This is a genomic window from Bacillus sp. LR--39 (assembly GCF_053613335.1).
Genome location: NZ_JBSIOT010000002.1, coordinates 86,317 through 100,307 on the forward strand (window position 1 = coordinate 86,317; position 13,991 = coordinate 100,307).

The window sequence follows — 13,991 nt, forward strand, 5'->3', positions numbered from 1 at the left end:
GAATGACAAAGGGATGATGTGAGTTGCTGAATATTCATAATCTTACGGTAAATTTAGCAGGGGATACGATTTTCAAACAAGTTTCTTTTTTCATCAATGAAGGCGAAAAAGTGCTTGTGGCCGGGCCGAACGGTTCCGGCAAAAGCACGCTGTTCAGGGTGCTTTCCGGAGAGCTTGAGGCAGATGAAGGAACGATTGCGATCAACAAAGGGGCGAAAGTCGGTTTGCTGAAGCAGATCGCTGATCCCCATGAGGATCTGACGTTGTATCAATATCTGGAAAAATCGTTTGAAGCTCTCGCGGCGATCCAGAAGGAAATGAAGGCCATTGAGCTGAAACTTTCGGAACCGATGAGTGATGACGAGCTGACTGCTTTATTGGAAAAATACAGTCAATACACGGAAACATTTGAGCGGAACAACGGCTACCAGATGCATGCGATGATTGACGAGGTATGCAACGGGCTCAGCCTCAGCGAATTAAAGGATCAGCCGTTTTCAAAGCTGAGCGGCGGCGAAAAAACAAAAGCCGGCCTTGCCGAAATTTTAATCCGCAACGACGACGTTATATTGCTGGACGAGCCGACCAACCATTTGGACGTCCATGCGATTGAGTGGCTTGAAGGGTTTATTAAAAAATCGAACAAAACCATTCTGTTTACGACCCACGATAAAACGTTTGCCGACCAAACGGCGATGAAGGTGCTCGAGATTGACGATACCGAGGTGAAGATTTGGCCTTACGGTTTCAGCGAATACTTGAAAAAGCGGGAAGAATTCATCATCGCCCAGTTTGAGAAATATGAAGAACAGCAGAGAAAAATACAGAAGATGAAGGAATCCATCGCCCAGCTGAGAGATTGGGCCAACCGTTCAAATCCGCCGTCTGTCGGCCTGCACAGACGCGCGAATAATATGGAAAAGGCGCTGAAAAGGATTGAGCTGATTAATAAGCCGGTCCGGACGGAGCAAAAATTAAAAAACGCATTTCAGGAAGCGGGCGCCGGTTCAAAAGATATTGTGTTCATTGAAAACGGAAAGGTGACCAACGGATCTTCCCTTTTATATCAAAATGTGAACCTGCGCATAAAGCATAAAGACAGAATCGGCATCGTCGGCAGAAACGGCGTCGGCAAAACAACGCTGATCCGCTGCATCATCGGGGAAAGAGAACTGTCGGACGGCACCATTAAAGTGGGGGAAAATCTTAAAATAGGCTACATTGATCAAAAGAGCCATGTAGGAGATTCGAGCCAGACGATTCTGCAATTCTTTAAAGAAAATCTGCTGACTGAAGAGGGCATGGCCCGGAATATGCTGGCCAAGTACGGATTTTACGGGTCGTCGGTCTTTAAAAAACTTTCCGTCCTGTCGGGCGGTGAGAGAATCAGGCTGAAGCTGTCCATCTTAATGGAAAAAAAGCTGAATGTCCTGATCCTGGATGAGCCGACCAACCACTTGGATATTGAATCTCAGGAAATTCTCGAAAACAGCCTGATGCAGTTTCAAGGCACCATCATCTGCGTTTCTCATGACAGAAACCTGCTGGAGAAGTTCAACAAGATTTTCTGGCTTGAGAATCAAAACGTCACCATCTTTTCAGGTCCATACAGTTACGCCAAACAAAAAAAACGGCAGATTGCCGAATAAAAGGGGAATGGATATGACCATTGACAGACTGACAATCAATGAGTTATCGTACGATCTTTTTGTAAGCGAGTATGCTGATAAGAAACCTTTTATTTTGACGGGGGCAATGGATCACTGGGAATGCAGGCCGTGGACGCTTGAATACATTGATGAACACTATGGAGACAGAATGGTCACCATCCGGAAATCAGATATCGAAGGGGTCAAAACGTTTAAACAAGTAAAGCTTTCCAACTATATCGAGTACATTGATCAGAATGATGACAAATGGTACTGTGACTGGAATTTTACGCAGCTGAACCAAAATGACTTAGACCTTGTCTATTCCGCACCCGAATATTTTACAAAAGACACATTGAGAGCGGATGAAGAAACGGGACGGGATTGGAAATGGTTCTTTCTCGGTTCTAAGCAGACAGGCACACCGCTGCATCAGGATTTTAACAACACGCACGCGTGGAACGGCGTCATTTTCGGGGAGAAGGAATGGATCTTCTATCATCCGGACGACTCTCCGTATTTGTACGAAGGAAATATCAATGTCTTTGATGAAAAAGACATTGAGCAAAAACCGCTGGTGCAAAAGGCGTCTCCGATCCGCTTCAGACAAAAGGCGGGAGAAATCATTTACGCACCGCGCCATTGGTGGCATCAAGTCGAGAATACGGAACATACACTGGCAGTGAGTGAGAACTTTTGGTTTACCGGAGAGCGGCTTGCCAATCAGGTATAAACGAAAGGCTGAGGAGCATCTCAGCCTTTTTTTGTATGGATTCATTTCATCCGGTCCAGACCGAATTTTTTCAGGCGGTATTGCAGGCTCTGTCTGCTGATTCCGAGCTCGTTTGCCGTTTTGGAAATGTTATTGCCGTGTTTTCTCAGGGTTTTTTCGATCATGTATTTTTCGAAGTTTTCCATTTTGTCTTTTAAATCTGTGCCGGGCTGGGTGCTTGCGGCGGCTTTGCTTTCCGTGTCAGCGGGTTTGATTTTCATCCGGTATTGATAAGGCAGGTGGGCCGCCGTAATCGTCGTTTCATCCGTCATAAAGTTCATGGCGCCTTCAATCATATGTTCAAGCTCGCGAATGTTGCCTGGCCAGTCATATTCCAGGAAAAATCGCTGCACATCGTCACTGATCGAATCGACATGCATTTGAAACAGGTGATTGTTTTTCTGGATAAAGACTTCGGCCAGAGGCAGAATATCCTCCTTTCGCTCCCGGAGCGGGGGAATGATCAGCGTGACAACGCTTAAGCGGTAGTATAAATCTTTGCGCAGCCGCTCTTCTGAAATGGCGGTGATCGGGTCTTCATTCATCGTGGCGATGATGCGGACGTCAATCGGTTTGTCCTGAGCTGATCCGATGCGCCTGATTTTCTTTTCCTGCAGGGCGCGGAGCAGTTTTGCCTGCAGGCTGAGATTGAGCGAGTTGATCTCATCAAGGAGCAGGGTGCCTCCCTGCGCCTGCTCAAATAAGCCGGGCTGGTCGATGGCTCCGGTAAAGGCGCCTTTTTTCGTGCCGAATAAAATACTTTCGACCAGGCTGTCCGGCAGGGCGGCGCAGTTTTGTGAGATGAACGGGGCGCCTGAGCGCTGGCTGCCGTTGTGAATGCTTTGGGCGAACAGTTCCTTGCCCGTTCCCGTCTCGCCGGCCAAAAGCACCGATGATGAGGTGCGGGTTGCCCGTTTTGCGTTTTCGATGACTTCCCGAATAACCGAGCTGTTGCCGAGAATACTGTCAAACGTGTAGCTGTTCTGTTCTTTCCTGTGCATGTTCTCCCTGATCAGCCGTTCGAGCTTGGTGACGTCCTTGGCGATTTCCACGGCTCCCTTGATTTCGCCGTTTTGCACAATCGGGAAGGTGTGGTTGATCGTCGTGATTTCCTGGCCTTTGTTATTGAAATAGCTTTGCTTTACATTTTTAATCGTTTTGCCTTCTTGAAGGGCCTGAACGAGCGTGCTGTCCTGCTGATTGGAAAACATAAATACATCAGTCAGGTTTTTATGCAGGACGTCCCGTTCATCCATATCTTCAATCTGCATCATTTTCTTATTGTAAATGACGGTGCTGCCCTTCTCGTCCACCACATGCAGCCCGACATCAATCTCTTCCAGAATGCTTTGTAACACGAGTGTGTAAAATTCGCTGGTTGTGTGCAGGTCAATTCCCCCTCTCAATCGTCTTAACATTCATTATTTTAAAATAAATCGAACGGGAAACGCAAAAAAATTTTGCGCTTGGACGATGTTTAAAAATAAATGGAAATTGAGGTAATAAAACCATTGACTTTTTTAGGGAAATGATTGATATTTAGATATATACTTAAATATCTAAATCATGTACGTATGAGAGGGGGAAAGTTTTTGAATAAAGCTTTTAAAGCACTGGCCGATCCTACAAGGAGAAAAATTTTGGATTTGTTAAAGAAACAAGACATGACAGCTGGCGAAATTGCGGAACACTTCGACATGTCAAAACCCAGTATTTCTCATCACCTTACCATATTGAAAAATACTGATTTGGTTCACGATGAGAGGAAAGGCCAATTTATTATGTATTCATTAAATACCACTGTATTACAGGATCTTATAGGCTGGTTCTTTTCTCTGACTGATTCAGAACATGATAATAAGAAAGGCGGGGAATCATGAAAAAATATCTCTTTTCAGCAGGAATCATAGTTTTAACTGTTTTCACATGGGTTTGCACATATTCATCTTTACCGGACAATTTGGCGACACACTGGGGATTAAACGGAAGTGCAAATGATTACCAAACGAAAGCTAATGCGATGACGATGCTTATTGGCATCATGATTATTCTATATATTTTAATGGTTCTCACCCCTAAGATTGATCCTAAAAATAACTACAAAACATTTACCCGGCCATATATGGCTATATTTAATACAATGTTTGCGGTTCTGTTTGTCATTAATCTGATGACCATCTTGACCGGCCTGGGATATGATCTCTCTATATCTTATTTAGGAAACTTTATAGTGGGAGTCATTTTCATGGTGTTTGGAAACTTCATTCAGATCGTTAAGCCTAATTTCTTTTTAGGGATAAGAACACCTTGGACGCTGAGCAGTGAAAGAGTTTGGAAGGATACACACAGGGTTAGTTCGAAAATTTTTGTCTTAGCGGGCATACTCATGATGCTTGCAGCTTTTTTGCCGCCGGTATATAGAGTGTCAGTCATTTTCATTGCGGCAATCGGCTGTATCATATTATCTTTACTATATTCTTACATTGTATATCAGAGACAATTGAATAAATAATTGTTGGATAGGAGCAATCTAATTGGATTGCTCCTATTTTGTCAGCGGGAAACGCAAAAAAATTTTGCGCTTGGCTGAAGTTTGCACGCAAACTGCCGGAATATTTTGCAGGAAAAGAAAGAATGCTGGCGAAACATCCCGTTTTTTCGGATTGGCACGGAACTTGCTTTATAAAAAGGGAAAGCAAGATCTAATGTTGAATGATTACAAAACAAGGGGGAATCAGATTATGTCAGCTTTCACAAAATCTCAAGAAATTATCAGCCAAACTTCACATTACGGCGCGAACAATTATCATCCTCTGCCGATTGTTATTTCCGAAGCGCAGGGTGTTTGGGTAAAAGACCCTGAAGGCAATCAATATATGGATATGCTGAGTGCTTATTCTGCGGTGAACCAGGGGCACAGACATCCGAAGATCATTCAGGCGCTGAAGGATCAGGCGGATAAAATCACTCTGACGTCACGCGCGTTCCATAATGATCAGCTCGGTCCGTTTTATGAGAAAACAGCCAAGCTGACCGGAAAAGATATGATTCTGCCGATGAATACGGGGGCAGAAGCCGTTGAATCCGCTGTCAAAGCGGCGAGACGCTGGGCATATGAGGTCAAAGGAGTAGCGGATAATCAGGCGGAAATCATTGCGTGTATCGGCAACTTCCACGGCAGAACGATGCTTGCGGTATCCCTTTCTTCAGAAGATGAGTATAAACGCGGTTTCGGACCTATGCTTCCGGGTATAAAATTAATTCCATACGGAGACGCAGAAGCGCTGCGCCGGGCGATTACGCCGAACACAGCCGCTTTCTTATTCGAACCGATTCAGGGAGAAGCGGGCATCGTCATTCCGCCGGAAGGATTTTTACAAGAAGCGGCCGCCATTTGTAAGGAAGAAAATGTACTTCTGATCGCTGATGAAATTCAGACGGGACTCGGCCGCACAGGGAAAACATTCGCGGTTGACTGGGAAAATATCGTACCGGATATGTTCATCTTAGGCAAAGCGCTCGGCGGGGGCGTCTTCCCGATTTCGTGCATCGCGGCGAATCGTGACATTCTCGGCGTGTTTAACCCGGGCTCCCACGGCTCAACATTCGGCGGAAACCCGCTCGCTTGCGCGGTATCGCTCGCATCTCTTGAACTCCTTGAGGAAGAAGGGCTGGCAGAGCGTTCCCTTCAGCTTGGCCGTTATTTTAAAGAAGAGCTTGAGAAAATTGATAACCCGATCATAAAAGACGTGCGCGGTCGCGGCCTGTTTATCGGCGTTGAACTGACAGAAGCGGCCCGCCCGTACTGTGAAAAGCTGAAAGGCGAAGGGCTTTTATGCAAAGAAACACATGATACCGTGATCCGTTTTGCACCGCCGTTAATGATTTCCAAGGAAGACTTGGACTGGGCGATCCAAAAGATCACAAATGTGCTTCAAAACGCGTAAAACCTTGATGCGGCAATGCTTTCCCTCGGCTTGTATGGAATTTACAAATAAAAAATTCAGCACACTCTATTTGCGCGGCGACAGTATTTTAGTATAATGTATCTTTATGTACGAAAATGAATTTCATATAACATTCATATACAAATAGAGGCTCTTTGGACAGCAAATCGGTTTCAAAGCACCGGCTTGGTTCCAATACAAGTTGCTGAAGGGGTGCAGAATAGTGAATACAAATCAAAAAGAGAATCAGCTTCAGCGCACAATGAAATCACGCCATTTGTTTATGATTTCTTTGGGCGGAGTGATCGGCACCGGGTTTTTCCTGAGTACCGGATTTACAATTAACCAGGCGGGACCGCTGGGCGCGGTTCTGTCTTATCTGGTCGGCGGTTTTATTATGTTTTTGACAATGCTCTGCTTAGGCGAGCTTGCGGTTGCCCTTCCTGTATCAGGGTCGTTTCAGACGTACGCAACCAAATTCATCAGCCCCGCTTTCGGTTTCGCATTCGGCTGGCTGTACTGGCTCGGCTGGGCGGTAACATGCGCCATTGAGTTTTTATCTGCGGGACAATTGATGCTCCGCTGGTTTCCGCATGTTCCCGTATGGGTATGGTGCCTCGTGTTTGTCGGACTGATGTTTCTTTTGAACGCCATTACCACAAAAGCGTTCGCTGAGTCGGAATTTTGGTTTTCCGGTATTAAAATTTTAGTCATTCTGCTGTTTATTATTTTGGGCGGCGCCGCCATGTTCGGCCTGATTGACATGAAACACGGCGAGCAGGCTCCTTTCTTCTCTCATTTTTATGAGGATGGATTGTTTCCGAACGGCATTAAGGCTATGCTTATTACGATGATTACCGTAAACTTCGCGTTCCAGGGAACGGAGCTGATCGGGGTTGCCGCGGGAGAAAGTGAAAATCCCGAGAAAACGATTCCGCGCTCTATCCGGCAGACGGTATGGAGAACGCTTGTCTTTTTCGTTCTCTCCATCATCGTCATTGCCGGGATGATTCCGTGGAAGCAGGCGGGAGTGGTCGAAAGCCCGTTTGTCGTGGTGTTTGAACAAATCGGTATTCCATATGCGGCCGATATTATGAACTTTGTTATCTTAATTGCGCTGCTCTCAGTGGCCAACTCAGGCCTGTTTGCATCGACGCGTATCCTATATGCCATGGCGAACGAAGGACAAGCCTTTAAATCGCTCGGCAAAATAAATAAACGCGGCGTGCCGATGAACGCTCTGATCGTGACGCTGGCCGTCGCCTGCCTGTCCCTGCTGTCTAAGGTGGCAGCGCCGGAAGTCGTTTATATGTTTCTCTTATCATTAGCCGGACTAAGCGCGCAGGTCGGCTGGATTACGATTTCCCTGTCGCAGCTGATGTTCAGACGGAAATACATCCGCGAAGGCGGCAAAGTGGAAGACCTGAAGTTTAAAACACCGCTGTACCCGGTGCTGCCTATTATCGGGCTGACGTTAAATACGGTTGTTCTGATCAGTCTCGCATTTGATTCAGAACAGCGGCTCGCCCTTTATTGCGGCATCCCGTTCATGGCGGTGTGCGTTATCGTTTATCATCTGTATGTAAAAAAGCATAAGCAGTCAGAAAAACAGATAGAGCTTTAAATCTTTTCGTGTCCAAGTCATCTTTGAGAAACCCGCACAGGACAACATACAACATGTTGAGGTGGAAAAACGGATGAACAAGAATATCTCAGTTATTGGAATGCCGATGGATTTAGGACAAGCACGACGCGGAGTGGACATGGGCCCGAGCGCCATCCGCTACGCGCATCTCATTGAACGGTTATCTGACATGGGGTATGCGGTGGAAGACTTAGGCGACATCCCCGTCAATCGTGAAAAACTCAAAAATGATGAAGAGCTGAAAAATTTGAACTCTGTGCTCTCGGGGAACGAGCAGCTCGCCCAAAAGGTGGACAGCGTCATTGAGAATGAGCGGTTCCCTCTCGTCCTGGGCGGCGATCACAGCATCGCGATCGGAACGCTGACAGGAACGGCAAAGCACTATAAACAGCTCGGCGTCATCTGGTACGACGCGCATGGCGACTTAAACACCCTGGAAACATCGCCGTCAGGCAATATTCACGGAATGCCGCTGGCCGTCAGCCTTGGCGTCGGGCACGACACGCTGGTGAACCTGGGCGGGTATGCTCCGAAAATCAAGCCGGAGAACGTCGTCATCATCGGCGCGAGATCGCTTGATGAAGGCGAGCGTGAATACATTAAGGAAACAGGCATGAAGGTCTATACGATGCATGAGATTGACCGCCTCGGCATGACAAAGGTCATTGAAGAGACGATTGACTACTTGTCAGACTGTGACGGCGTTCACCTCAGCCTTGACCTCGACGGCCTTGATCCGAGCGACGCGCCCGGCGTAGGCACGCCTGTCGTCGGCGGCATCAGCTACCGTGAAAGCCACTTGGCAATGGAAATGCTGTATGATGCCGACATCATCACTTCAGCTGAATTTGTCGAAGTCAACCCGATCCTCGATCACAAAAACAAAACCGGCAAAACAGCGGTCGAGCTGGTGGAATCTTTGTTGGGAAAAAAACTATTATAAAATATACGCCTCCGCACTTGCGGGGGTTTTTTTTGTTGCCACGAGGAAACTAGCGGGCTGTCACCCTCTTTTTAGACCTGTAAATATGATATATTTATTACACAAAATGGGAAAGGGAGGTGTCCTGACAGATGGCTGAAGTGATGGCCCACGAAACAGTTGCGAAAAAAATCAGTGACTGGTATGAGGAAATCAAAAAGCACAACACTGAATCGGCTGAGGCGTTAAGAGAACAACTGCTTACGGATCTGCAAAATATGACACAAAATCAAACGGTGCTCCTTTATTTTAATTTAATTGATTCCCGCTATAAGCTTTTGATGGAAGAGTATGAGAAAACAGACGGCATTTTAAAAACGATCCAGCTGAACGCCGATAAAGAAAAAACAGACCAGATGATTCAATACTATTATTATTTCTTTTCCGGAATGCACGAGTTTTACCGTAAACGGTTTATGAACGCCATTAATTTTTACCGGATTGCTGAAAGCAGGCTTCGGCACATACCGAATGAGATTGAAAGAGCCGAGTTTAATTATCAAGTGGCGATTGCCTACTATGAAATCCGCCAAAACTACTTTGCGATGAACCATGCGGAAAAAGCGTTGGAGATCTACAAAGCCAATGAAATGTACGCGGTCAGAGAAGCACAGTGTTTAATGGTGATCGGCTGTAACAGAATGGACTTGTTTCACTACCAGAAAGCCGAAGAGCTCCTGCAGACGGCGGTTCATCAAGCCGCCAAAGCGGGCGATCCGCATATTGAGGCGCTCGCCCACTTTAACGCAGGCATTTGCTATGAAAGACAGGAAAAGCTTGAGGAGGCGCGGGTCGAGTTTGAAACGGCTCTCGATCAAAAGGAGCATTTGCAATCAGCATATTCGGTGCGGAGTCTGTACATGCTGGCCAGAGTGTTATTGAAACAGGAACAGATGGATGAGGGCCGGTTTTGGCTGCATAAAGCGCTGAATGCCGCTGAAGAAAAAAACGAGCCCGTATACACCCAAAAGCTGCGCATCTTACAGCATGTCTTTATTGACCGCAATGAAGAAGCGCTTGAATCAGCTTTCGCCGAGTTAAGAAGGAAAGAGCTGTGGAGTGACGTTTCCGATTTGTCGTATCAGGCCGCGGCGCATTTTAAAAAACAGGAGAATTACAAACTGGCGGCGAAGTATTTTCAGGAATCAATTGATGCCAATGACCAAATTTTGAGATTAACGGAGGGGATTCGTAATGAAAACATGTAAATTCATTGTACTCTCAGCAGCCTTGGCAAGTCTCATTTCGATTGGATTATTTGCGCAAACTGGTTCAACGGCACAAGCCGAACAAATCATAAAACCGGCGGAAAACGGAGCCTTCGGATAATACTTCATGATACCGCTTTCAATCCGTGTTTTGTAAGGAGTGATTCAATGGCTATCACGCTGCAGCCGATGACAGGACAAGAATTTCAGTCCTATCTCGCCCATTCAACCAAGCATTACGCTGAAGAAAAGGTAAAAGCGGGAACGTGGCTGCCTGACGAAGCGCCGGAGTTAGCGAAGCTGGCGTTTGAAGACCTGCTTCCTGACGGCTTGGAGACGGCCGATCACTATTTATGGACGCTGACATTGGACGGAAAGGAAAATGCCGGCTGGCTGTGGCTGCACGCCGATCCGGACCACCCGCAGCAGGACGCGTTTATTTATGATTTCGGCCTTCATCCGCCTTTCCGCGGCAAAGGCTATGCAAAAGAGGCACTCGCAAGGCTGGAGGACAAAGCCAAAGACCTGGGTGTCCGCAAGATTTCTCTCCATGTGTTCGCTCATAACGAAACGGCGCGGAAGCTGTATGAGAAGACGGGATTTCTGGAGACGGATGTCATCATGAGCAAAAAGCTGTCGTGAAAAGGGGCCCGCACGCTGGGCCTCTTTTGTTATTCATCTAACAATGTCATCATGTGTTCCGGATAACGCTCGCCGGCCGCGGTGCCGATCGGAAACATCTCATCCAATCGTGCCTTCACATCCTCGGGAAGCACAATGTCGAGAGCGGCGAGGTTCTCTTCCAAGTAGTGTTTCTTTTTTGTTCCCGGGATCGGAATGAGATCATCGCCGTTTGCGAGAACCCATGCGAGCGCAAGCTGAGGCGCGGTGATATTCATTTCCCGGGCAATGGCGGTAAGTTTTTGGACGAGCCCTATATTCACCGCCAAATTGTCTCCCTGGAATCTCGGCGTTCTTCTTCTGTAATCATCGGCATCCAGCTGCTCGGTCGACGTCATCTTTCCGGAAAGAAAACCTCTGCCGAGCGGACTGTAAGGCACAAATGAGATGCCGAGCTCACGGCAGGCGGGCAGCACATGCTCCTCCGCTTCCCTGCTCCATAAAGAATATTCCGATTGAAGCGCGGCAATCGGATGAATGCGGACGGCGCGCCTGATCGTTTCTGCGGAAGCCTCTGACAATCCGATAAATCTCACCTTTCCTTCGTCTATCAGCTCCTTCATGGCGCCGACGGTTTCTTCAATCGGCACCCGCGGATCAACCCGGTGCAGATAATAAAGGTCGATATAATCCGTCCCAAGGCGTTTCAGACTGGCGTCACACGCTTTTTTCACATAATCGGGCCGTCCGTTAATTTCGATAAACTCACCCTTTTTACTTCGGACATAACCGAATTTCGTCGCGAGGCACAGCTCCTTTCTGAATGGGGCGAGCGCTCTGCCGACAAGTTCTTCATTCGCACCCAATCCGTATTGATCAGCCGTATCAAACACATTCACGCCGAGATGAACGGCATGATGCAGTGTGGAAATCGACTCTTCCTCACTCTGGCTGCCATAGTATTCCGACATGCCCATGCACCCTAACCCCATTGCGGAAACCCGCATCGAACCGATCGTTCTGTCCTTCATATGTCCTCCCCCTTTCTTGTATGATAACCGGATTTCCTGATATTTGAAAATGATTTATGCATATGATTTACATATTGTTATAAAATTTTTAAAAATCTGTAAATTATATATTTTTTCATCACAATTTCGTCATATAATGAAAATGTGGAAAAATTATACTCAAAGAAAAGAGGCGAAGTCAATGTGTAAAAAGCTGTTCAAAGCCGTTCTCCCGTTTGCCCTGTCATTCACCATGGTTCTGTCGTTCTCCGGTATGAATGTAAAAGCGAAAGAAACAGAAGCAGCCCGCTACGCAAAAGAAATCGCAGACCTTCAGCAGGGCACGACTCCTCAAGACGTTCTCCAATCCGCCAAAGAGCTTGCCAAACAGAAGCACGTTTCAACAGAAGCAATTCTCAAGCAGTTTCATCAAGAAATCACGGCAGACAAGGTGCAAGGAAATGTAATCGCTTCCAAAGAAGGGCTCTCTACAATGGGCGGATCATCAGGCACAAAAAAACTTCCGAAAAGCACAAAAGGCAATATTTATTACACGAACTCATACACGGCTTATTACAACCACGGGCATGTCGGCATGTATTCATCCGCTGATAAAATTGTTGAATCCGTGCCGGGAGACGGCGTCCGCCAGATTGCTTATAACGGCAGAGAAGTCGAAGACAATTCAATCGTTCAGACCGTGAAAGTCACTGATGCCCAAAAACAAGCCGCCGCTGACTGGGCCGTATCAAGAGTGGGTGATGAGTACTCCTTCAACTTCGTCAATAACAGAAATACGGGCCATGAAGGCGCCAAAAACTGCTCAAAACTGCTGTGGTCGGCATTCCTTTTAAAAGCCGGGATTGATATCGACTCTAACGGCGGCTTAGGCGTATATCCGCGCGACATCACAAGCTCGTCCTACACAACCACGATTCTGACCATTCACTAAGGAGAATAACGTGAAAAAAATCATCTGGATACCCTTAGTGATCATCGCCGCCGCAGCGGTCTTATGCTTCTTCTATTTTCGCACGGAAGATCCTGCGGAGGTCGCGAGAAACACATTAAATGACCCTGATTTTCTGAAAGATAAAGAGGCGCTGCTGTATTTCTCCACTGCCGCTGACCAAGACACGTTCGGCGGCGGAAAAAGCTACGCCCTCTTCGCCGATGAAAAAGGGCGGCTCTCTTCTTATCAAATGAAGGGGCTTGAGCTCGGATCGGCCAAAGTGCATGACGAAAGCGTGCTGCTGGAGGACAAAAAAGGAATCTACACCGTTCAGGGCGGCCTTCACACGTATAAAAGAGCGTACCAGCATACGGGAGACAGCGCGGGATATATCGAGCGGGCGAAAGGCTTTTACACGCTGTATAATTCGGGCTACGACAAGAGCGGCGGCAGCTATCGCTCAGAGCTGTACCGCCAGATTGACGGCAGGTGGAAGCAAGACGTCATTCCGCACTACATCCGCGCTTCAGGCTTTTTTAAAGATCATCTTTTCGCGCTCACGCCGACAGATGACGAAAAAGGCTATCACATCCAAGACATTCAGGCCGATAAAGAGAAGCTCCATACAACATCAATCGCGACATGGACGTATAAAGAAGGCACGTCTGTCGAATCCCAGCTCGCCGCGGACGACAGCGCCATCTGCTTTGTCACCAGAGGGGAAAAAGCCGATCACATCTATCAAATGGTGAAAGTCATGAAACACAGCGGCGCTATCAAAACATATGACATCGCCACTTATAAAAATGACGAACAGACGATCTATGACTCCATGCCGTTCAGCTTCAAAAAAAGCTTTTTCATGGAGCAGCGCAGCTTCTATTTCGTTGACGGCTTCGGAACCGTCTACCGCATCAACCCTGAGACCGGAAAAAGCAAAAAGGCCTTCATCCTCCCCGCATCACGAATGAAAGCCGACTTCAAGGAGCTGACCCATCAAAACGGAAAGCTGTATCTGTTCACATACAGCTACAAAAAGCCCGCCAAAATCGAATCCTTCGACCTGAAAACGGGCAAAAAGCTGAACGATCTGGCCATTCCAAACCTGCAAGACATCGTCACGCCGAAAAGCCATCTTAAGCTGTACGATGTGCAGGTGATGGGTGGGTTTTGAAGAGTATAAACATTTCGGAAGAGCTTGCCGC

The 13,991-nt window shown here is 47.1% G+C and carries 14 protein-coding genes; 12 read left to right on the forward strand and 2 right to left on the reverse strand.

The genetic code is table 11. From position 1 onward, the window contains the following. Positions 1 to 23: 23 nt before the first annotated feature. The gene (locus tag ACWHAR_RS10170; RefSeq protein ID WP_007614956.1) at positions 24 to 1,649 is read left to right on the forward strand and encodes an ABC-F family ATP-binding cassette domain-containing protein; all 1,626 of its coding nucleotides are present in this window, start codon (positions 24 to 26) and stop codon (positions 1,647 to 1,649) included. A gap of 13 nt (positions 1,650 to 1,662) precedes the next feature. Beyond that, entirely contained in the window at positions 1,663 to 2,382 is a 720-nt protein-coding gene (locus ACWHAR_RS10175) for a cupin-like domain-containing protein (RefSeq protein ID WP_032875434.1), read from the forward strand. Positions 2,383 to 2,423: 41 nt separating this feature from the next. On the opposite strand, the gene ACWHAR_RS10180 is transcribed toward ACWHAR_RS10175, so the two are convergent. Then, complete coding sequence (locus ACWHAR_RS10180) at positions 2,424 to 3,839, reverse strand: sigma-54 interaction domain-containing protein (RefSeq protein ID WP_007614954.1); 1,416 nt, start codon at positions 3,837 to 3,839, stop codon at positions 2,424 to 2,426. A gap of 174 nt (positions 3,840 to 4,013) precedes the next feature. Between ACWHAR_RS10180 and ACWHAR_RS10185 the strand changes: the two genes are divergently transcribed. From ACWHAR_RS10185 to ACWHAR_RS10220, 8 genes are all read left to right on the forward strand, one after another. Next, positions 4,014 to 4,301, forward strand: a complete 288-nt coding sequence (locus ACWHAR_RS10185; protein WP_032875437.1) for an autorepressor SdpR family transcription factor — start codon at positions 4,014 to 4,016, stop codon at positions 4,299 to 4,301. Then, positions 4,298 to 4,933, forward strand: a complete 636-nt coding sequence (locus ACWHAR_RS10190) for an SdpI family protein (protein WP_032875440.1) — start codon at positions 4,298 to 4,300, stop codon at positions 4,931 to 4,933. The genes ACWHAR_RS10185 and ACWHAR_RS10190 overlap by 4 nt, the downstream gene beginning before the upstream one ends. 229 nt (positions 4,934 to 5,162) lie before the next feature. Beyond that, positions 5,163 to 6,368, forward strand: coding sequence for an ornithine--oxo-acid transaminase (locus tag ACWHAR_RS10195; protein WP_032875444.1), 1,206 nt, complete (start codon positions 5,163 to 5,165; stop codon positions 6,366 to 6,368). Positions 6,369 to 6,591: 223 nt separating this feature from the next. Then, complete coding sequence (locus ACWHAR_RS10200; RefSeq protein ID WP_012118885.1) at positions 6,592 to 7,992, forward strand: amino acid permease; 1,401 nt, start codon at positions 6,592 to 6,594, stop codon at positions 7,990 to 7,992. Positions 7,993 to 8,065: 73 nt separating this feature from the next. Beyond that, complete coding sequence (rocF, locus tag ACWHAR_RS10205) at positions 8,066 to 8,956, forward strand: arginase (protein ID WP_007407883.1); 891 nt, start codon at positions 8,066 to 8,068, stop codon at positions 8,954 to 8,956. A 131-nt stretch (positions 8,957 to 9,087) separates the two neighbouring features. Then, positions 9,088 to 10,203 carry a response regulator aspartate phosphatase gene (locus ACWHAR_RS10210; RefSeq protein WP_032875447.1) on the forward strand — a complete coding sequence of 372 codons (1,116 nt, stop codon included), beginning with the start codon at positions 9,088 to 9,090 and terminating at the stop codon, positions 10,201 to 10,203. Then, positions 10,190 to 10,324, forward strand: coding sequence for a hypothetical protein (locus tag ACWHAR_RS10215; RefSeq protein ID WP_007407881.1), 135 nt, complete (start codon positions 10,190 to 10,192; stop codon positions 10,322 to 10,324). The genes ACWHAR_RS10210 and ACWHAR_RS10215 overlap by 14 nt, the downstream gene beginning before the upstream one ends. A 47-nt stretch (positions 10,325 to 10,371) precedes the next feature. Further along, the gene (locus ACWHAR_RS10220) at positions 10,372 to 10,845 is read left to right on the forward strand and encodes a GNAT family N-acetyltransferase (protein WP_007614944.1); all 474 of its coding nucleotides are present in this window, start codon (positions 10,372 to 10,374) and stop codon (positions 10,843 to 10,845) included. A gap of 29 nt (positions 10,846 to 10,874) precedes the next feature. On the opposite strand, the gene ACWHAR_RS10225 is transcribed toward ACWHAR_RS10220, so the two are convergent. Further along, positions 10,875 to 11,855: an aldo/keto reductase gene (locus tag ACWHAR_RS10225; RefSeq protein WP_032875449.1), complete on the reverse strand. Its 981-nt coding sequence runs from the start codon at positions 11,853 to 11,855 to the stop codon at positions 10,875 to 10,877. Between the two features lie 181 nt (positions 11,856 to 12,036). On the opposite strand from ACWHAR_RS10225, the gene ACWHAR_RS10230 reads away from it, so the two are divergent. Next, entirely contained in the window at positions 12,037 to 12,786 is a 750-nt protein-coding gene (locus tag ACWHAR_RS10230; RefSeq protein ID WP_032876896.1) for a YiiX/YebB-like N1pC/P60 family cysteine hydrolase, read from the forward strand. Positions 12,787 to 12,796: 10 nt separating this feature from the next. Continuing rightward, positions 12,797 to 13,960 carry a hypothetical protein gene (locus tag ACWHAR_RS10235; RefSeq protein WP_032875452.1) on the forward strand — a complete coding sequence of 388 codons (1,164 nt, stop codon included), beginning with the start codon at positions 12,797 to 12,799 and terminating at the stop codon, positions 13,958 to 13,960. Positions 13,961 to 13,991 lie beyond the last annotated feature (31 nt).